The organism is Paenibacillus popilliae ATCC 14706 (assembly GCF_000315235.1).
Lineage (GTDB): Bacteria > Bacillota > Bacilli > Paenibacillales > Paenibacillaceae > Paenibacillus_B > Paenibacillus_B popilliae.
Genome location: NZ_BALG01000101.1, coordinates 22,449 through 42,793, shown reverse-complemented (window position 1 = coordinate 42,793; position 20,345 = coordinate 22,449). Strand labels below are relative to the sequence as shown.

Annotated in this window: 19 protein-coding genes; all 19 read right to left on the bottom strand. The window is 55.1% G+C overall.

The window, feature by feature from the left end; all coding sequences use genetic code 11:
• Nucleotides 1-409 precede the first annotated feature (409 nt).
• The 19 genes from PPOP_RS24070 to hpt all read right to left on the bottom strand — a co-directional run bounded on the left by PPOP_RS24070 (nucleotide 410) and on the right by hpt (nucleotide 20,326).
• The gene (locus PPOP_RS24070; protein WP_234399753.1) at nucleotides 410-520 is read right to left on the bottom strand and encodes a glycoside hydrolase family 95 protein; all 111 of its coding nucleotides are present in this window, start codon (nucleotides 518-520) and stop codon (nucleotides 410-412) included.
• Between the two features lie 242 nt (nucleotides 521-762).
• Nucleotides 763-2,271 (bottom strand): lysine--tRNA ligase, encoded by a 1,509-nt coding sequence (lysS, locus tag PPOP_RS09035; protein ID WP_006285955.1) that lies wholly within the window; start codon nucleotides 2,269-2,271, stop codon nucleotides 763-765.
• 278 nt (nucleotides 2,272-2,549) lie between these two features.
• Nucleotides 2,550-3,026, bottom strand: a complete 477-nt coding sequence (gene greA / locus PPOP_RS09030) for a transcription elongation factor GreA (RefSeq protein WP_006285954.1) — start codon at nucleotides 3,024-3,026, stop codon at nucleotides 2,550-2,552.
• Nucleotides 3,027-3,407: 381 nt separating this feature from the next.
• Nucleotides 3,408-4,400: a tRNA dihydrouridine synthase DusB gene (gene dusB / locus PPOP_RS09025; RefSeq protein WP_042228094.1), complete on the bottom strand. Its 993-nt coding sequence runs from the start codon at nucleotides 4,398-4,400 to the stop codon at nucleotides 3,408-3,410.
• Nucleotides 4,401-4,659: 259 nt separating this feature from the next.
• Nucleotides 4,660-5,199, bottom strand: coding sequence for a 2-amino-4-hydroxy-6-hydroxymethyldihydropteridine diphosphokinase (gene folK / locus PPOP_RS09020; RefSeq protein WP_006285952.1), 540 nt, complete (start codon nucleotides 5,197-5,199; stop codon nucleotides 4,660-4,662).
• Nucleotides 5,192-5,605 (bottom strand): dihydroneopterin aldolase, encoded by a 414-nt coding sequence (gene folB / locus PPOP_RS09015; protein ID WP_042228092.1) that lies wholly within the window; start codon nucleotides 5,603-5,605, stop codon nucleotides 5,192-5,194. The genes folK and folB overlap by 8 nt, the downstream gene beginning before the upstream one ends.
• A 40-nt stretch (nucleotides 5,606-5,645) precedes the next feature.
• Nucleotides 5,646-6,485: a dihydropteroate synthase gene (gene folP / locus PPOP_RS09010; protein ID WP_042228090.1), complete on the bottom strand. Its 840-nt coding sequence runs from the start codon at nucleotides 6,483-6,485 to the stop codon at nucleotides 5,646-5,648.
• A gap of 92 nt (nucleotides 6,486-6,577) precedes the next feature.
• On the bottom strand, nucleotides 6,578-7,465 hold the full coding sequence (locus PPOP_RS09005) for an aminotransferase class IV (protein ID WP_006285949.1): 888 nt from the start codon (nucleotides 7,463-7,465) through the stop codon (nucleotides 6,578-6,580).
• Nucleotides 7,462-8,040, bottom strand: coding sequence for an anthranilate synthase component II (locus PPOP_RS09000; RefSeq protein WP_006285948.1), 579 nt, complete (start codon nucleotides 8,038-8,040; stop codon nucleotides 7,462-7,464). The genes PPOP_RS09005 and PPOP_RS09000 overlap by 4 nt, the downstream gene beginning before the upstream one ends.
• The gene (locus tag PPOP_RS08995) at nucleotides 8,037-9,662 is read right to left on the bottom strand and encodes an anthranilate synthase component I family protein (protein WP_042228089.1); all 1,626 of its coding nucleotides are present in this window, start codon (nucleotides 9,660-9,662) and stop codon (nucleotides 8,037-8,039) included. The genes PPOP_RS09000 and PPOP_RS08995 overlap by 4 nt, the downstream gene beginning before the upstream one ends.
• Before the next feature lie 204 nt (nucleotides 9,663-9,866).
• Nucleotides 9,867-10,808 (bottom strand): cysteine synthase A, encoded by a 942-nt coding sequence (gene cysK, locus PPOP_RS08990; protein WP_006285946.1) that lies wholly within the window; start codon nucleotides 10,806-10,808, stop codon nucleotides 9,867-9,869.
• A 256-nt stretch (nucleotides 10,809-11,064) separates the two neighbouring features.
• Entirely contained in the window at nucleotides 11,065-12,009 is a 945-nt protein-coding gene (locus tag PPOP_RS08985) for a SurA N-terminal domain-containing protein (protein ID WP_006285945.1), read from the bottom strand.
• Between the two features lie 159 nt (nucleotides 12,010-12,168).
• Entirely contained in the window at nucleotides 12,169-13,089 is a 921-nt protein-coding gene (gene hslO / locus PPOP_RS08980) for an Hsp33 family molecular chaperone HslO (RefSeq protein ID WP_006285944.1), read from the bottom strand.
• A 51-nt stretch (nucleotides 13,090-13,140) separates the two neighbouring features.
• Nucleotides 13,141-13,914 (bottom strand): type III pantothenate kinase, encoded by a 774-nt coding sequence (locus PPOP_RS08975; protein WP_006285943.1) that lies wholly within the window; start codon nucleotides 13,912-13,914, stop codon nucleotides 13,141-13,143.
• 3 nt (nucleotides 13,915-13,917) lie between these two features.
• Complete coding sequence (nadC, locus tag PPOP_RS08970; protein WP_006285942.1) at nucleotides 13,918-14,781, bottom strand: carboxylating nicotinate-nucleotide diphosphorylase; 864 nt, start codon at nucleotides 14,779-14,781, stop codon at nucleotides 13,918-13,920.
• Nucleotides 14,774-16,399, bottom strand: coding sequence for an L-aspartate oxidase (gene nadB / locus PPOP_RS08965; RefSeq protein ID WP_042228087.1), 1,626 nt, complete (start codon nucleotides 16,397-16,399; stop codon nucleotides 14,774-14,776). The genes nadC and nadB overlap by 8 nt, the downstream gene beginning before the upstream one ends.
• A gap of 70 nt (nucleotides 16,400-16,469) precedes the next feature.
• Nucleotides 16,470-17,408, bottom strand: a complete 939-nt coding sequence (gene nadA / locus PPOP_RS08960) for a quinolinate synthase NadA (protein WP_042228100.1) — start codon at nucleotides 17,406-17,408, stop codon at nucleotides 16,470-16,472.
• 159 nt (nucleotides 17,409-17,567) lie between these two features.
• Nucleotides 17,568-19,688, bottom strand: a complete 2,121-nt coding sequence (ftsH, locus tag PPOP_RS08955; protein ID WP_006285939.1) for an ATP-dependent zinc metalloprotease FtsH — start codon at nucleotides 19,686-19,688, stop codon at nucleotides 17,568-17,570.
• Between the two features lie 89 nt (nucleotides 19,689-19,777).
• Entirely contained in the window at nucleotides 19,778-20,326 is a 549-nt protein-coding gene (hpt, locus tag PPOP_RS08950; protein ID WP_006285938.1) for a hypoxanthine phosphoribosyltransferase, read from the bottom strand.
• Between the last annotated feature and the right edge of the window lie 19 nt (nucleotides 20,327-20,345).

Genomic DNA, 20,345 nt, shown 5'->3' with positions numbered 1-20,345 from the left:
CTCTTCACAAACATCACTCGTTGTTCAGTTTTCAAAGAACAATCTCATTTTTTCTTGCCGTGCCGCGCCTCTCAGCGGCGACTTATATAATATATCATACCTTTCACCTTCACGCAATAGGTAAAATATTACTATTTAAAATTTCAAGTATATTTGCCTTTTCTGACCGAATATATCCCGGTACAGTCACTATATCGGAACAGAGCTGGAGCGATAACTCTGGTCTCGTTCCTTACTATTATTATAGAAGTTTCCCCGTCGTACTAAATTTATTCCCCATTCGATTTAGCCGACCAGATAAGGCAGCTGCGCCCGCCTTCCACGTTCCAAGCTGCCAAGTTGCCAAATTACACAGGCGAACGGTCGGTGTATCAGACTGAACCTTGATTTCACTGCAGGCGATCCGAATTTATCCCGCCAAATTGTAAGGCCCCCAGGCGCCCGTACCTGTCGGCAGCGCCTCCATCCACTGTCCGGCAGACTCCCGGTACCATAACCGATCCACTCGGTCTTTCGTCACGTTGTCGTCATATCACTCTCCTCGTAGACCCTATCCTGGGCAGCTCCAGGAACCGTCACAGGAATGAGCCCGAATGCCCTTCGCCAAGAGGTGAGAAATAAAGTGTTGCCGATATCATATACATAGCAATCTGTTTTCTAAATGTCAGTTTCCATTCGTAGTTTCTTCGCGATAACCCGGCGGCTGTTAGACGCACAAAGCCGGCCCTCTTGGCGAGAGCCGGTCTCCTTGGCCGCTCTATATTATGAATTACTGCGGTCTCGCATATGCGGGAACAGCAGTACATCGCGAATCGAAGGCGAATCGGTCAGTAGCATAACGAGGCGGTCAACCCCGATACCCAGTCCGCCCGTCGGTGGCATGCCGTATTCTAGGGCACGGATGAAGTCGTCATCCATCTCATGCGCCTCGTCGTTGCCATGCTCGCGCTCTTCCAGCTGCGCCTCGAAGCGCTGGCGCTGGTCGATCGGATCGTTCAGCTCTGTGAACGCATTGGCATGCTCGCGAGCCACGATGAACAATTCGAAGCGATCCGTAAAGCGCGGATCCTGCATATTTTTCTTCGCCAACGGCGAGATTTCCACCGGATGCCCGGTAATAAAGGTCGGCTGAATCAACGTCTCTTCCACGAAATGCTCAAAGAAGGCGTTCAAAATATGCCCGAACGTGAAGTGATTCTCCACTGGCACTTTATGCTCCTTGGCCAGCGCATGCGCCTCTTCGTCAGTCATCTGTGCCGAGAAATCGACACCGGTCACTTCCTTGACGGCGTCAACCATCGACAAGCGGCGCCATTGCGGAGTCAGATCGATATCAATGCCCTGATAACGGATCTGCATCGTGCCAAACACTTCCTGCGCGATATGCGCGATCATATTTTCCGTCAGACGCATGATATCTTCATAATCGGCATACGCTTCGTATAGCTCGATCATCGTAAATTCAGGGTTATGGCGGGTAGAAATCCCTTCATTGCGATAGACGCGTCCGATTTCGTATACCTTCTCCAGACCGCCGACAATGAGACGCTTCAAGTGCAGCTCAATCGCGATCCGCATGTACAGCGTCATATCGAGCGCGTTATGATGCGTGATGAACGGCCGCGCCGCCGCGCCACCCGCGATCGCATGCAGTGTCGGCGTCTCCACTTCCAGGTAGCCGAGCGAGTCCAAATAACGGCGCATCGATTGAATGATGCGGGAGCGTGCAATAAAGGTCTGCTGCACGTCCGGATTCATGATGAGATCGACATAACGCTGGCGGTAGCGCATCTCCACGTCCTTCAAGCCGTGATACTTCTCCGGCAGCGGATAGAGCGACTTGGATAGCACCTCCAGATCCGTTACCTTTACTGACAGTTCGCCGGTCTTCGTCTTGAATACCTTACCGCTTACCCCGATAATATCGCCAAGGTCGAGCATCGTGAACGCCTCATACTTCGCAGCAGGGACCGTGTCCTGACGGACATAGATCTGTAGGCGGCTGCTCAGATCCTGAATATGGGCGAAGCTCGCCTTGCCCATCTCCCGCTTCGCCATCATGCGTCCGGCCAGACTGACGATAGCGCCCTCCGTCTCCAGTTCTTCCTTCGTCATGCCATTATATTTATCCAATACAACCTTGGCTGTATGTGTGCGGCTATATTTGGCACCGAACGGATCAATGCCGAGCTTCCGCAATTCGTCCAACTTGTTGCGGCGAATCTGTAGCAATTCACTTAATTCGGTCTCTTGATTGACGACATCCGTCATACGTTTCACTCCTTCTATTGCTCCGCCTGTCCGGTTGGCATCAGCCCATTGCGGATCATTCCATACCGTTATCATAACACGAAGGGCCGCCGGGATATAGTCAATGATTGTCATCGGCCCGACAGCTTGTCTAGCAACGGCCGACTGCCCCCAATATCAATGCCGACGATGAGAAAAAAAGCTTCCCTAAAGGAAGCTTTCATCTGTTATGTCCCCGTTGCTGCTGTCGGATAACCGCCGCTATGCGAGCTGCTTCTTCGCTCTTGCTAGGTCGTGGCTTAGAGCTTGATATCGACGATTTTGTATTGAATCACGCCCGCAGGCACGCTGACGTCTACGACCGTGCCCTTGGCTTTGCCCAAAATCGCCTTGCCTACCGGACTCTCATTCGAAATCCGGTTCTTCAATGGATCGGATTCCGCCGAACCAACAATGGTATACTCCATCGTGTCGCCAAACTCGAGATCCTGAACGATAACTGTGGAGCCAATGCTCACGGTATCCGTATCGATTTCGTCGTTGTTGATGATGCGGGCGTTGCGAAGCATTTTTTCCAATGTAATGATACGACCTTCAATGAATGCCTGTTCGTTCTTCGCGTCTTCATATTCGGAGTTCTCACTGATATCCCCGTATCCGATCGCTATCTTGATTCGTTCCGCCACCTCGCGGCGTTTGACGGATTTGAGATTATCGAGTTCTTCCTCGAGTTTCTTCAGACCCTCCTGGGTCAGAATGACTTCTTTATCACTCATCTTACCGATTCTCCTGTCATGATCATTATTTTCGCATGCGAGCTTCGGGCCGCTCTCGCAGTAAGCAACGCCGGCTTATCGATGCGAATGAATTAATCTCATCATATGGCATCACGGCCACATGATGCCCCCTTTCCTTCGCGCAGGCTTGTTCCAGATTCCCGATATATCCATGGGCACGCATCAGCCCGTAGCTAATTTTCTATTGTTGAATTATATGGGATGATTTTGTAAAAGTCAATGAGACGCTCCACTGAAGTAATAACACTTGGATGTAGGTCCTATCCTGAATTAGGCAGCAAAGAATGGTGTCGATATTATTCCATTCAATCCAATATTGATAAAATCAGCAGGGCATATCGCCCTGCCGCATGCATTCATCTAGTTGGCCATACTTTCCTTCGCTTCAATGCCGGCAACATAATCCTCCAGCAACCGCACCATCTCGTCGCGCTGCGTCTCTTCCATCACCTTGTCCTTGACGCGTGCCGCTCCCGGCAGTCCCTTCAAGTACCAGGCCAAATGCTTGCGCATTTCCCTGACCGCCACCTTCGCCCCCTTCAACGCGATAAGGCGATCCATATGGATAATCGCAATGCGTACCTTCTCCACCGGCGTCGGATCCGGAAGAAGCTTGCCGGTAGTCAAATATTCGACGGTCCGGTACAACATCCACGGATTGCCCAAGGCGCCACGGCCGATCATGACACCGTCGCATCCCGTCTCATCAAGCATGCGCCGCGCGTCTTCCGGCGTCGCCACGTCGCCGTTCCCGATAACCGGAATCGAGACCGCCTCCTTCACCTCACGAATGTAGCTCCAATCCGCCTTGCCGGTATACAATTGCTCCCGCGTGCGGCCATGGATGCTGACCGCCCGACCGCCTGCACGCTCGATAGCCTTGGCGTTGTCCACGACATAAATATGCTCGTCGTCCCAGCCGATGCGCATCTTGACCGTAACCGGCTTCTCCACGGCATCGACAACCGCCGACACCATCTCATAAATTTTGTTCGGATCGAGCAACCAACGCGCGCCCGCATCGCATTTCGTCACCTTCGGAACGGGACACCCCATATTGATGTCGATAATATCCGCATTCGATTCTTTGTCAACAATTTTGGCCGCTTCCACCAACGACTTACGGTCTCCTCCGAAAATCTGCAAACTGAGTGGCTTTTCCCGTTCGTCGACATATAGCATTTCTCTCGTCCGTTCATTGCCATGGACGAGCGCTTTGTCGCTAACCATCTCCGCGCACACGAGGCCGCAGCCGAATTCCTTCGCGATCAGCCGGAACGCCGGATTGCAGACGCCTGCCATCGGCGCCAGCACGACTTGATTTTTCATTTCGATGTCGGCGATTTTCAACACATCGTCCACTCTCCTTTCCCTCGTTGTCCTATTGAATGCACCGTCTTCTCATCGTGAGCCGGGTCGTATTCATTAGGGCATGCCAGGATTTCATTTTACCGAAAAGGAGGATCAGATACCAGTTCCTCTTGCGAACGCCGGTTCCCAGACAATGCGCCCCATTGTAGCTTCATCCAATCTCTGCCATCCCCGCTCTATCTCGCCCAGCACGGATACCGACATGCCCAGCTGGTCGGCTAGTGCTGCTGGGTCAAGCCTTTTAATTTGCGGAAGGCGAGGACTCGTCGGGCCAACTGAAGCGTGTCCACTTCCGAATCTCTTCCTTCCCATCCAGTGTTCCCAGGGCACGGTGAACGAATGCATGTAGCCGGCTATTATCCAAAGGCACAATGTCCGTCAGCGGAATGAGCACGAATAACCGCTCTTCCATCCGCGGGTGAGGCAGCGTCAATTCTGGCAAATCTATCTCGAATCCTTCCATATATAACAGGTCTAGATCGATGACGCGGGGTCCCCAGCGAACATCTCGAACCCGTCCCATCTCCAGCTCGATGTCCAGCATCACGTGCAGCAGATCCTGCGGTGCCAGCGTACAAGCCATCCGGGCCACCATATTCAAAAATGGACGCTGATCCGTATAACCGACCGGCTCCGTCTCATAAATGTCCGAGCATGCGACCACCCGAATTGCGGGGTGGGCGTCCAGCTTCGCCAGTGCTTCCCGCAGAGAGCGCTCCCGATCGCCAAGATTGGCTCCAAGCGCAATATAGGCCACAGCTTTCCGTTTCATCTCATTCATCGGCAGCCTCCACCTGAACGATCTCCTCCGTCTCCCGAGCCCGCGTAATGTCTATCGTCACACCCTGGAAATGAATATCGAACGGCGGGTGGGGCTTCGTTACCCGCACATGAGCCACTTGAATCGCGGGATAGCCATCCAGCAGCGTCTCGGCAATCCGCTCGGCCAACGCCTCCACGAGCAGATACGACTGCTCCTCTACAATGGATTTGACGGAATAAAACACTTCGCCATAATGAACGGAGTCCTCCAGCTTATCGGATTGCCCCGCCTTCTGCAAATCGATCTGCAAATCGAGATCGACGATCCAGCGCTGGCCCAGCGTCCGTTCCTCCGCGAACACCCCATGCTTGCCGAAAAACTCCATTCGATGGAGCTGCATCCGATCCGGCTTCACGACTCTCATCGCCCCCACTCCTTTCCTCCCTTTATATGGCCGCTTGCTGTCAACGGTACAGCACCGCGTCGCACATCCGCGCCGTACGGGCGATCGAGACGACATCATGCACGCGCACGATCTGGCAGCCCTGTGCAATGCCGAGCGCCACCGTCGCCGCCGTTCCTTCCACCACATCGTCGACCGGCAGTTGCAGCGTATCCCGGATGAACTTCTTGCGGGATGTGCCGAGCAATACCGGATATCCTAACGCGCACAGCTCGTCGAGATGACTCATCAGGACGAGATTGTCCTCCCTGGTCTTAGCGAAGCCGATTCCGGGATCGAGCCAAATCTGGTCGTCCTTCACTCCCGTCGCTTTGGCCAACACTACGCTTTCGAGTAAATCCGCCTTCACCTCATCGACGAACCGATCATATCGCCGTTCCAGTCGGTTATGCATCAAGATAAGAGGACATCCATAGCGGGCGGCGACATGCGCCATCTCCGGCTCCTTCCTGCAGCCCCAGATGTCATTAATAATATGGGCACCTGCCTTCAGTGCTTGCCGCGCCACCTCCGCTTTATACGTATCCACCGAGATCGGGGTCTGCGGCAACTCCCAGCGCAGCGCCTCGATGATCGGCATCACCCGTTCCAGTTCTTCCTCCTGCCCAACGGGCTGATGACCCGGACGGGTCGACTCCCCGCCGATATCGATAATATCGGCTCCGGCTTCGAGCATCTCCTCCGCGTGCCGCAGGGCCGCGCCCACGCGGTTGTACCGGCCGCCGTCCGAGAAGGAATCTGGGGTCACATTCAATATTCCCATAATTAGAGTGCGCTGACCGAGAGTCAAGGCACCATTCGCCCAACGATAGGTTCGTTGCCGCCATGTCGGCTGCAGCATGTTCAACATCTCCGATCTATCATAAGCTCTTGTTCATGAATGTTGTGACTATAATAATGGGCCGCCACGCCTCGTCCTTCATTCATAGTTTGTCAAGAATTGCGCACCGTCAGGGAGCGATAAGCGTCCAGCAGCGCCCGGGTGTAGCTTCCGATTCGTCCCCCGCTCACTTCGGTCATCTGTCCTGTCTCATCCCATAGCATAGTTATCGGGACGAGCTCCTGCACTGAGTTCGTCATGAAAATTTCGTCTGCCTGAAGCAGGTCATCCCAGCGGTACAGCCCTTCCTCCGCCACAAGCCCGCAGGCCGAAGCCAGCTCCAGAACGGCCCCCCGCGTGATGCCGGGAAGAATGCCCGTTGCAAGCTCTGGGGTACAAAGTAGGCGGCCCATAAGGAAGAACAGATTGCTGACGATGCCCTCCGCCAGCCATCCTTCCCCACTCAGCATTAACCCTTCCGACCCAAGAGTTGCCGACCCATAGCCGGCCAGCTCACGCTTGGCGAGAATATTATTCATGTAATGGCTCGACTTGAAGCGCCTGTTCCCCTCGGGCCGGTTGCGCGCCAGCCGCAGCCGCTGCAGCGGCTTCCCATCTGCATACAGCGCATCCGGGACGTCTGGCAGCGGCTTGACCAGCACAACCGTCACCGGGGTGGCGTAATCGCCGCCCGGTAAGCCGATGCCGTTCTCGCCGGCGCTTACCGTATACCGGACATAGGCCTCTTCCAGATGATTCGCAGCCATGACGGCCCGGATATGGGCCTCTGCCTGCTCCGCTTCGGCCGTCCAACGGATTCCCAACTCCTCGCATGCGCCGGCCAGCCGGTCCAGATGCCGGTCCAGCAGGAAGGGACGGCCGCTATACGTGCGCATTGTCTCGAACAGGCTCATGCCGTACAAAAAGCCGTGGTCCATCACGGAAATCGCGGCTTGATGACGCAGCACCAGCTCTCCATTCCAACCGATGATGCCCGTCATCGCACAAGCGCCGCCATGCTCAAGAAATTGCGCAGCATCTGGTGGCCATGCTCGGAAATAATCGACTCCGGATGGAATTGAACGCCAACAAGCGGATATTCCTTATGCTGCAACCCCATAATCTCTCCTTCGGCCGTCTTCGCCGTAATCGCCAGGCAAGCCGGCAGACTCGCCCGATCGACGATAAGCGAATGATACCGGGTCGCCGTGAACGGATTCGGCAAGCCGGCGAAGATCGATTCGCCCTGGTGAAGGATCGACGACGTCTTGCCATGCATCAGCCGTCCGGCACGGACAACCTCCCCACCGAAGGCTTGGCCGATCGCCTGATGGCCGAGACATACGCCCAGAATCGGGATGCTGTCCGCGAAATGCTCAATGACCTGCAGCGTGATGCCCGCTTCGTTCGGCGTGCATGGGCCTGGGGACAGCAGTAGATGATCCGGCTGCAGCCGTCCGATGTCCGCGATATCGATCTCATCATTGCGGTAGACCCGCACCTCTTCGCCGAGCTCCCCCAGATATTGCACCAAGTTGTACGTAAACGAATCATAGTTATCAATAACTAGAATCATCCTGAACCGCTCCTCTCGTCTGCCTCTGCTTCATTCTCTCCCGGCGGAACCTCATCTGCCGGAACACTCTCGCTCAACTGCACTGCCTTCCATAATACCTTGGCTTTGTTCAGGCATTCGGCATATTCCCGTTCCGGGTCGGAATCGATCACGATGCCGGCCCCCGCCTGAATATAGCCTATCTGGTCTTTCACCACCAGCGTACGAATAATAATATTTAATTCCAAATCACCGTTATAGTCAATCCAGCCGAACGACCCGGTATATGGCCCGCGGCGGACCGGCTCCAACTCCTCGATAATTTCCATCGTACGCACCTTCGGCGCACCGGTGATCGTCCCGCCGGGGAATGTCGCTTGGATGACATCAAAGGCATCCTTACCCTCGGCGAGCGTGCCGTGCACCTCCGAGACGAGATGCATGACATGGGAGTACATCTCGATGACCATCAGTTCATCCACCCGCACCGATCTATAGGCTGAGATGCGGCCAAGGTCGTTGCGCTCCAGATCGACGAGCATAATATGCTCCGCGCACTCCTTCTCGTTGGTCCGAAGCTCCTCCGCCAGGCACGCGTCCTCTTCCGGTGTACGGCCGCGGCGTCTCGTCCCGGCTATCGGGCGTGTGCTCACGGCGCCTTGCTCCAGCCGAACCAGCAGCTCCGGGGAGCAGGACACGAGCTGGAACTCGGGGAACCGAAGTAAACCCATGTACGGGGACGGGTTCAATGCGCGCAGCCATTCATATAGCCGATCCGGCGTCTCCCGCAAGCGGCGGGACTGGCGCATGGACAAGTTCACCTGGAACACATCCCCTTGCCCGATATAGTGCTGAATGCGGCGCACCGCATCCTTGAACTCCTCCTTCGGAAATGCCGAAGCGACCCCTTCGAACGCCTCAATATCTATCGTCTGCAGATCATGGCCGCGAACGGACAAGGAGCTTGCCGCTTGGCGCGGGCTGAAGCTCGCGGAAGCCCGTTCCTGCCATCCGTCCCACTGGTCCTTCATCGCCTGCGCCCGCAATGCCGCTTCCTCATACTTCATGGCAAGAGCAGCACCAGCCGCTTGCTGCCCGGCATTCCCGTCCGGCCAGCGCGTCATCACAGCGCAGTACAGCCGCCCCTCCTGCTTGTCTACAATCCACAGCTCATCCATTTGCACAAATACGTAATCCGGCAGCTCCAGATCATCTGCCGCCGACTCGGGCAGCCGTTCAAGGGAACGGGCGACGTCATAGCTTAAATACCCGATGCAGCCGCCAACGAACTTGGGTATCCCCTCCACCTTTGGCGCTCGGTAAGGGGACATCCATCGCTTCAACAGTTGGAGAGGCTCGCCTTCCTCCCGGCGGGCCGGCTTGCTCCCTTCTTGAATGAACGCCTCCCGATCCTTCCCGGTAATGACAGACACGGGCCGGCATGCCAAATACGTGTACCGGCCGTCCTTGCCGCTCTCGAGTACGGTCGCATGAGTGCCTGCATCCTCCCATACCGGAAGCCAGGAAGCCAGCGCCTCATGCCCCCATTCATATTTCGAAACATAAGGAAGTACGGTGTATCCTTCCTGTACCCACCGGCTCCAATGACCGGCTGTAATGATCGCTGCTTCACGCAGGGACATCTGCTCCACTTCTCCACCTCGTCATACCGTTGATCTCACGCCTATGACATGAATCACCGGAATCGTTACCGTAAGTATAAACAAAGAGCCCCGGGAAAAAAAGGAACCCCTGCATATCCAAAAAACCCCTCTCCACCAGAAAGCGCGCAGGGCAATGACTTGCCCGCATGCTCCTGATGGGAGGGGATATGCGATAAATCCAATCTATTCATTCTCGAAAGTGAACAGCGATGTGCTCAAGTAGCGCTCGCCATTACTTGGAACGACAGCAATGACGCGCTTCCCTTCGCCCAGCTCGCGGGCGACCTGCAGGGCCGCATGAATGGCCGCTCCCGATGAGATGCCGCACAGAATGCCTTCCGACTTCGCGACCTGGCGGGCCACCTCGAACGCATCTTCATTATCCACCGCAATGACTTGATCGTAAATGTCGCGATTCAGAATCTCCGGAATGAAGTTCGCCCCGATGCCTTGAATTTTATGCGGTCCCGGCTTGCCCCCCGACAGCAGCGGAGAAGTGGATGGTTCGACCGCGACCACGCGGATCCCCGGGAAATTTTCCTTCAGTACTTCACCGGTTCCCGAGATCGTTCCGCCGGTGCCGATTCCGGCCACGAACGCATCAAGCCGACCGTCCAGCGAACGAATCGCTTCGACAATCTCCGGCCCTGTCGTCTCCCTGTGCACTTTGACGTTCGCCTTATTGTTGAACTGTTGCGGCATGAAGTAAGCAGGATTCTCCTGAACAAGCTCCTCTGCCTCCCGCACGGCCCCGTTCATTCCTTCCGCGCCCGGGGTGAGTATAAGATCTGCACCGTATGCGCGCAGCAGATTGCGCCGTTCGATGCTCATTGTCTCCGGCATGACGAGAATCGCCTTGTAGCCTTTGGCTGCTGCCACCATAGCCAGGCCGATCCCGGTGTTACCGCTCGTTGGCTCAACGATCGTATCGCCAGGCTTCAGCAAGCCTTCCCGTTCTGCCACTTCGATCATGCTGATTGCGATCCGGTCCTTTACGCTGGCTCCCGGATTCTGATATTCGAGCTTGACGTAAACCTCGGCACTCCCTTCCGGCACGATGCGGTTCAAGCGTACCAGAGGGGTGTCCCCAATCAATTCGGTTACATTATTGACGATTCTTGCCATAACGATGCCCTCCTGCCATTATTTAATATCTCGGTCTTGCCGCGTGTACATCCGTATGATTTACTAATTTCCGACTAAATAACTTGGTTTTATGTAATCTTACCAATCCACCTTTAGGTTGTCAATAGCGCACGCAAAGGTTATGCCAAAAAATGGGGGCTTGCTCCAAACTACAACAACCAGTACCTTTGCATGACAAAAAGGGATAATCGCAAGGGCGGTCGAATCCACTCGCTCTTGCGGTTATCCCTTTTATTTACCCGTTCACGGGTACTGCCGCGAAAACGACAGCATTATACTTTTTGCGAAGCCCCTCTTCCAACTCCTTCAGTGGGGGCGATTTGGTTAACGCCACATCGCGACGGGCCTGCACCTTGATCGCGGCTTCCCCCTCTGACTGGGCTTCGCGCTTGCCGATTACGGTGAGAATGGCGAATCCATCACTCACTTCAATCGGCTCCGAGATATCTCCTACCTCCATCTCGCGCGCCGCTTCCAGCTCCGTGGGGGAGAAGAACGGATCATTAGCGTCGATCCATCCGAGACGACCTTCCTGATAGGAGGAAAATTCATCGACCGACAATCTCCCTGCCAAGGAGGCGAAGGTCTCTCCGTCCTTCAGCTTCGCCAGCACGTCCTCCGCTTCCTCGCGGATCGGCACGACAATATGAGCGAGCTGATACACATCGACAGACTCGTAAGCATCCCAATGGTCCTGCCAATACCGGTCAAGCTCCTCCTCCGACACATTCACGTTATGAGTCGCGATCTTCTCCAGCAGCAGCCGGTGATGGATATCCTGCCGAATCTGCTCCGGACTCATGCCCAACTGGTCCGCCATTGCCTGAAAATAAGCTTCGGGGCTTTCATATCCACGCATTTGCCGCGCAATCTCTTGTTCCACTTCTTTCGGGCTTACTTCAATCCCTAACGCTTCCGCTTCCTTCGCTGCCGCCCTGGCCGTCAACATCTGTCCCATAACCTGCACGCCATACTGTCGCTCCAATTCCTCTTGCCATTCCTGGCGCGTTACCTTTTCCCCGCCGACGGTTGCCACAACCGTTGAGGAATCGGGGGGAGCGCTCGCATCCGGCGCTGCGGAAGGGCGATCATGCTTGAAGATGAGCATGCCGGCGAGCACCAAGATGCAGGCACACAGAATGAGAATGCAGCCCCATAAGCTTTTGACTTCTTTCGTCATATCGCTTGCTTCCCTTATCCCGTTATTTCCGTGTTAGCCGCTCCTACCTCCGGGTCGCCCACCCTATCGACCGATTCGGATGCGGAACCACGATCCGGGTCCCATCGTTCGATGCGGGGCTCGCCTTCGGCCCGTGCTCATCCATTGCGACTTGTCCGGCTAGGCTTGTTGTGCCTGATCACGCAGTTGTTCCAGCTCTTCTCTTTCAAATGAATACTTCTCGTTGCAAAAATGACAAACGACCTCCGCCTGGCCATCCTCTTCAATCAGTGCTGTCAATTCGCCCTTGCCTACACTAATCAATGTCCGCTCCACCCGCTCCTGGGAGCATTGGCATTGGAAGCGGATCGCCATCCGATCCATAACGTTCGCGTCACTAATAATCCAAGTCGCCAACTCATCCAGCTCCATGCCTTGATCCAGCAGAGAGGTTACGGGAGGGAGCATGCTGAGTGAATGCTCGATCTGATTGATCTGTTCGTCGGTCAGTCCAGGCAGCAATTGTACAATGAAGCCTCCCGCATGCAGGACCGAATTGTCGACGTCCACCAGCACCCCGAGGCCTACGGCAGACGGGGTCTGCTCGGAGGTGGCGAAGTAATACGTGAAGTCCTCCGCCAATTCTCCCGAGATGATCGGGGAGCTGCCGCGATACGGCTCCTTCAGGCCAAGATCCTTGATGACATGGATGAAGCCGCTTCGTCCGACCGCTCCTGCCACATCCAGCTTGCCTTGGGTGTTGCTGGCCAAATGCACCTGCGGATGCGTAACATAGCCGCGCACCTCGCCATGAGCGTTTGCATCGACGACAATCTGTCCGATCGGCCCATCGCCCTTAATCTGTACGGTCAATTTCTCATCGCCCTTCAGCATGGCGCCCATCATGGCGGCAGCGGTAACCGTGCGTCCAAGCGCAGCCGTCGCCGTCGGGTAGGTACTGTGGCGCCGCTGCAATTCATGGACCAGCTCGGTCGTGCGTACCGCGAAGATGCGGACCTTGCCGCCCAGCCCGGTGCCGCGAATCAGCATGTCCTGCATCATCTCCCTCTCTTCGGGTTGCTGTCCTAACCTATCGTTCATGGGAGCCTCCTGTACTGTTCTTATTCTACGACGAGTTAGGCCGTCAAAGGGTTACAATTTGTTCCGATTATAAATAAGGCGCAAGCCTTCCAGCGTCAACAACGGGTTCGTCGTATCAATAGTTCGCGATTCGCTTGCAATAAGCTCCGCCATGCCGCCGGTGGCGATAACGGTAGGTTCGGCTCCAAGTTCGTTGGTTATACGGTCCACGATGCCGTCCACCTGGCCAGCGTATCCAAAAATAATACCGGCCTGCATGGAATGAACCGTATTGCGCCCAATCACCGACCTGGGCTTCGTCAATTCAATCCGCGGCAGCTTCGCCGCCCGCTGATACAACGCTTCGGTAGATACGCCAATGCCCGGCACGATCGCGCCGCCGATATAGTTGCACTTCACGTCGATGACATCGAAAGTCGTCGCCGTCCCGAAGTCAACGACGACTAGCGGCTTCAGACCGCCATACCATTCAATCGCCGCCACCGCGTTGACAATCCGGTCCGCTCCCACCTCACGCGGGTTCTCGATACGAAGATTGACACCGGTCTTGACGCCAGGTCCAACAATGAGCGGCACCTTATTTAAATACTTCTTGCATAGCATCTCCATCGTATTCATAATCGGCGGGACGACGGAAGAAAGAATGACGCCTTCAATATCCTTAACCGACAGCTTGGTCATCGTGAACAGATTGTATATCATGACGCCATATTCATCTGTCGTCGACTGGCGGCTCGTCGACAAACGCCAGTTATCTAGCAGCCTGTCTCCTTCGTATACACCCAGGACAATGTTGGTGTTCCCTATATCGATAACAAGTATCACGGCCTACCCTTCTTTCTTCTCATTCAAGTCCAGGCTGATGTCCAGGGCGTGAAAGGAATAGGTCAATGCGCCGACAGACACGACGTCGACGCCGGTCAGCGCCTTGTCACGAATCGTATCCAGGGTGACGCCTCCCGATGCTTCGATGAGGGCATGTGGCGCGGCTTCCCGGATCAGGGCGACTGCCTCGCGCATCCGTGCCATGTCCATATTGTCCAACATAATCATATCCGCTCCAGCCCGCACCGCTTCCTTCACTTGCTCGATCGATTCAGCTTCGACCTCAATGTTCATCGTATACGGAACATGAGCGCGTGCCCGGCTTACCGCCGCATCAATCCCTCCGGCACCCTTGATGTGGTTGTCCTTGATCATAACGGTATCATACAAGCCGAAGCGGTGATTGCTCCCCCCACCGACACGAACCGCATATTTTTCGAGGGCACGGTGGCCCGGGGTCGTCTTGCGGGTATCGACCAGCTTCATATTCAATCCGTCAATGGCTTGAACGAACTTGTGCGTCTTCGTCGCAATCCCGGACAGGCGCTGCAGCAGGTTCAAAGCGAGCCGTTCCCCACTCAAAATACTGTGCGTGCTCCCTTCCACCTCCGCCAGGACGGTGCCGCGGGCAACAACGGCTCCGTCTTCGGTCTGAGCCTTGAACCGCAGCGAGGGATCCACAACCTCGAACACGGCTTCGGCTACCGGCAGTCCTGCGATTATGCCCTCTTCCTTCGCATGAATAATGCCGCGGGACTGGTGTCCAGCCGGAATGGTGTAGGCTGTCGTGACGTCGCCCGTTCCTATATCTTCTTGCAACCACGCTTCCAACTGTCGGCGCAGAGCCAATCGTTCCAAGCTATACAATGCTCACTCGCTCCTTCGTAATTCCATATTCACGATGCAGCAGGGTATGCGTACACCACGTCTCGTCATCCCGCTCGGGGAATTCCTCCCGCGCATGAGCGCCGCGGCTCTCTTCCCGCCACAAGGCGGACTCGGCAACCAGCATGGCGCAGACCAGCATATTGGCCAATTCATACTCCTCCCGCTTCGACAACCGCATAGCGAATATAGCCGCTTGGCGCTTCAACTCCCCTAATCCCTTCATCAGCCCGTCCGCATGACGGCGCAGCCCGACATAACGGACCATCACCTTCTGCAGCTTTAGCCGCCGCTCCACTATCGGCTGGAAGCATAGCTCATGATGATCACGCTGATGCGCGGCATGCGGACAAGCCATCGCCCGCGGTTCAAGTCCGGCAATCCGCTCCACGATCCGCTTGCCGTACACAATCGCTTCCGATAATGAGTTGCTAGCCAGACGATTTGCCCCGTGCACGCCGGTAGAGGATACTTCGCCGCAGGCGAACAGACGGCGAATATTGGTCTCTCCCCACAAGTCCGTCTTAATGCCGCCCATCATGTAGTGGGCAGCCGGCGATACCGGAATCCAGTCGTTCGTTAGATCAAGGCCATATTGGAGGCAGGTATCATATATCGTTGGGAAGCGATGCTTAATCATCGTCTCCGCCTTATGGGTAATATCCAGATAGACGAAGGTCGACTTGGTCGCTTCCATCTCGTTGACGATAGCCCGGGCTACGACGTCGCGGGGTGCAAGCTCCAATTGGGGATGATATTTCTCCATGAAGCGCTCTCCCTGGATATTGCGCAGGTAGGCGCCCTCGCCCCGCACCGCCTCGGAAATGAGGAAGCGCGGCACCCCTGGATAGCTGAACACGGTCGGATGGAATTGAATGAACTCCATATCCTGAATATAAGCCCCTGCGCGATACGCCATAGCGATGCCGTCACCCGTAGCGACCTCCGGATTCGTCGTATAGCGGTACAGCTGACCCGTCCCGCCGGAGCAGATGATCGTAGCCTTGGCGCTGACGAAGATGCGCTTACCGTCTGCCCGCTGGACAATCGCGCCACAGCATTCACCCGCATCGGTAACGAGATCGATAACGAAATGATCGTCCCAGAGTGTGACCTGCTCCTGCTGCTGGACACGATCCACCAAGGCGCGCACAATCTCATATCCGGTGGCGTCGCCGTTCGCATGCAGTATGCGGCGATGGCTGTGCGCCCCTTCCCGCGTCAAGGCAACAGCCCCGTTCTCTTCATCGAAGGATGCGCCCATCCGTATCAGCTCCTGGACACCAGCCGGGCCCTCGTGGACAAGCACATCGACCGCTTCAGGGACACACAGGCCAGCCCCGGCAATTAATGTATCCCGGTGGTGGTAGGCCGGGGAATCATCGTCCGCGAACACCGCCGCAATCCCGCCCTGCGCATAGCGCGTATTGCTGTCGAACAACGACTTCTTCGTTATTACCAGCACCCGCTGTTCCCGGCTTGCCTGGATAGCAGTATAAAGACCAGCAATACCGGCGCCAATCACAAGGACATCCGTATGGACATGCTTCAGATCTTCGAGTGCAAAATCTATCAAGTAACGGGGAATCCGATTCGCCATTGCCTTCACAACCTCGTAGATGGATTCTTTTGCTTCGTTATATATGAACAGAAGAGTAGCGCATGCTACTCTACTTGACTTGTAACATGCGCTCCAAGGATAACCGTGCTGTTTCGGCAACCTGCGGCGGCACATAAATTTGCGGCTGCATCGTTTCGAGGCATTTCACGAGTTTTTTGAGATTATTTACCTTCATGTTCGGACAGACGAGATACTTCGTGGCGAAGTGGAATCGCTTCTCCGGACTGTCGTTCCGCAATGGATACCCGGTGCCGTCCTCTGTCCCTACAATAATATCGGTCGCATTCGATCGTTTGCAATAATCGATAATGGCAGTTGTGCTACCGACGAAATCACCCATGGCCACAACTTCCGGGCGGCATTCGGGATGCACGACGAACGGCGCGCCCGGATACTTCGCCTTCATCTCCATCACATCCTTCACCGTCAGCATGTCATGCGTATTGCAGTAGCCTTCCCATTTAATCAAGGAACGGCCGGTCTGCTGCTCTACATAATGGCCAAGGTTCTTGTCGGGAACCCAAATGATCTCTTCCGCATCCAGCGAAGCGATGACCTTCACCGCATTGGAGGAAGTGCAGCAAATATCGGTCTCTGCCTTAATCTCCGCAGAGGAATTGATATAGGTAACGACTTTGGCATTCGGATGCTCCGCCTTCAGATTCCGCAGCCCGTCCACATTGATCATGTCGGCCATCGGGCAGCCCGCCCGCTCATCGGGGATGATGACCGTTTTGTTCGGAGCCAAGATTTTGGCGCTCTCCCCCATGAAGTGGACACCGCAAAAGACAATAACGCCTGCGTCGGTCTCAGCGGCCTTCTGCGCCAACAAGAAGGAATCCCCCCTGAAATCAGCGACTTCCTGAATCTCATCCCGCTGATAATAATGAGCTAATATAATGGCGTTACGCTCTTTCTTCAACTGCATCAACCGTTTACGGAGCTCCTGCTTCTGCTCTTCCTTCCGTGCCAGCGCCAGTGCTTCCAATGTCACCTTCAACCCACTCCTTGGCCTTGTCATTAACCTATAATTTACACACACCAACCCACGGTGTCAATTCGGAATGCGGACCCAATTGCCGTAAAAAAGAGCGTACCGGAAGGTACGCTCTTGCAATCGCCCGGAGGGCGGCCCACGTAATTGCGGTTATTGTTCGTCTTTCTTGTCATTCAGCGACTCATCCTTGTCCGCAGGCGCCGACGGCTCAGATGTCGGTTCCGCCTTCGGCTGCTCGGTAGAGTCACCGCGAATGTCAGCCGGCGAAGAGCCGTTAGAAATATCGCCTGTCGGCGAGCCGGATGGAGGACCCTCCCATTGGGTCGGGCCAAGCTTCTCCGGCTTACCTACCAGATTCACCCTCACATCGCCCGTGGTCTCGAAAACCGGCGAGCCGGATTCAGGCTCATCCGTCGATGCAGGCGTTCTCTCGCTCAGCTTGCCTTCCTCGATAAGTTGCTTGATCTGCTCCAACTCCAAGGTCTCGACCTTGAGAAGCGTATTCGCGATCAAGCTTACCTCGTGAGAATGCTCCGTCAAGAGCTTCTTCGCTCGCTCATAACATTCATTCATGACGCGCTGCATCTCTTGGTCGATCTCGTACGCAATGGAATCGGAGTAGTTTTGTTCGTGACCGAGGTCGCGGCCCAGGAACACTTCTCCTTGACGATTGCCGAACTGCATCGGACCAAGCTTCTCGCTCATACCATATTCCATAATCATGCTGCGCACAATGCGGGTTGCCTGCTGGAAGTCGCTGTATGCGCCGGTGCCAATCTCGCCGATAAACAATTCTTCGGCGACTCGGCCCCCGAGCAATCCCGTGATTTTATCGAGCAACTCCTGTTTCGTCACCAGCATGCGGTCTTCCTTCGGCAGCATGATGACGTAACCGCCGGCACGGCCGCGCGGAATGATTGTCACCTTGTGGACCATATCCGCATGCTCCAGGAAGTAACCGATCACCGTATGTCCGGCTTCATGGAATGCAACAATCCGCTTCTCACGCTCGCTGATCATGCGGCTGCGCTTCTCCGTTCCGACGATGACTCGGTCGATCGCCTCGTCAACGTCCGTCATCGTAATGTCCTTATGATTTTTGCGGGCTGCCAGCAGCGCCGCTTCATTCAGCAAATTCTCCAAGTCGGCGCCGGTGAAGCCGGTCGTCCGCTTGGCGATTGTATCGAGGTTCACGTTTTTGTTCAACGGCTTATTGCGGGCATGTACCTTCAGCACCGCCTCGCGGCCCTTCACATCCGGGCGATCAACCGTAATCTGACGGTCAAAGCGCCCAGGGCGAAGCAATGCCGGGTCTAAAATATCCGGACGGTTCGTCGCTGCAACAATGATGATGCCTTCGTTGGCGCCGAAGCCATCCATCTCGACCAGCAACTGGTTGAGCGTCTGCTCCCGCTCGTCATGGCCGCCACCCAGACCGGCGCCCCGTTGACGGCCGACAGCATCGATCTCGTCAATGAAAATAATACATGGCGCATTCTTCTTCGCATTCTCGAACAGGTCGCGGACCCGGGATGCACCGACACCGACGAACATTTCCACGAAGTCGGAACCGGAGATGCTGAAGAATGGAACGCCTGCTTCCCCTGCAACGGCACGGGCCAGCAACGTCTTACCGGTGCCCGGAGGGCCATTCAGCAGCACCCCCTTCGGAATGCGGGCGCCAAGGGCTGCGAACCTGCGCGGATCCTTCAGGAACTCGACAACCTCTACTAGCTCTTGCTTCTCTTCATCCGCACCTGCGACGTCTTCAAAGGTAACGCGCTTCTTCTCTTCATTATACAAGCGTGCGCGGCTCTTCCCGAAGTTCATTACCTTTCCGCCGCCGCCCTGCGCTTGATTAAAGAAGAAGAAGAACAGGATGAACAGGATGATAAATGGAATAATCGACGTCAGGAACGTCAGCCAGAGGCTTTGTTCCTCCATTTTTTTCCAATTAATCTCCAGTGATTGCTGATTATCCCCGGCGTTCATTAACTCTTCGACGGCCGGATTGCTATCCGGAATATACGTTACGAACTGCTGGGATTTCGCCCCTTCTGGAATCTTTCTATATTTCCCGATGACCAAATAAGCCCGACCTTCATATTGAACCGTCATTTCTTCTATATTGTTAGCCGAAAGCTCTTTGCGAAACTGGTCATATCTTGGTGTGTCCGTGGCTTCATTGCCGTTGCCGATGAACTGGACAAATCCTACCACGACCAAAAAAAGAATCAGATAAAAACCAGAATTCTTGATGAACCGATTCATCCCCAACCTCCTCTCAAGGACACGAAATTATTGTATCATAGCACGTAATGCCATCACAACTTGACCAGCAAGCATGTAAGGCATGTGTCTTACTTGGCTTCATTCGAGTAGATCGTTGGCTTCAATACGCCTATATATGGAAGATTGCGGTAGCGTTCGGCATAATCCAAGCCATAGCCGACGATGAATTCGTCGGGAAGCACGAATCCTTTGTAGTCCGCTTCTAGATTAACGGTGCGGCGCGCCGGCTTATCGAACAGCGTCACGAGACGAATGGAATTCGCCTTGCGGCCTTGAAGCACTTCAATCAGGTAGCTGAGCGTTAAGCCGGTATCTATAATGTCTTCAACAATGAGCACATCCCGGCCTTCCACGGATACATCCAAATCTTTAATAATCCGTACGACACCGGAAGACTTCGTGGAAGCTCCATAGCTGGATACCGCCATGAAGTCCAATTCCAACGGCACGGTAATTCGCTTGACCAGATCCGCCATGAAGACGAATGCGCCTTTCAGGACACAGATGACCAGCGGGCATTTCCCTTCATATTCGTGGCTGATCTGAGCACCTAGTTCCTGGACCTTCGCCTGAATTTGCTCCTCGCTGATAATTACCTTTTCAATGTCGTTATACAATGATGGGCCCCTCCTAGAG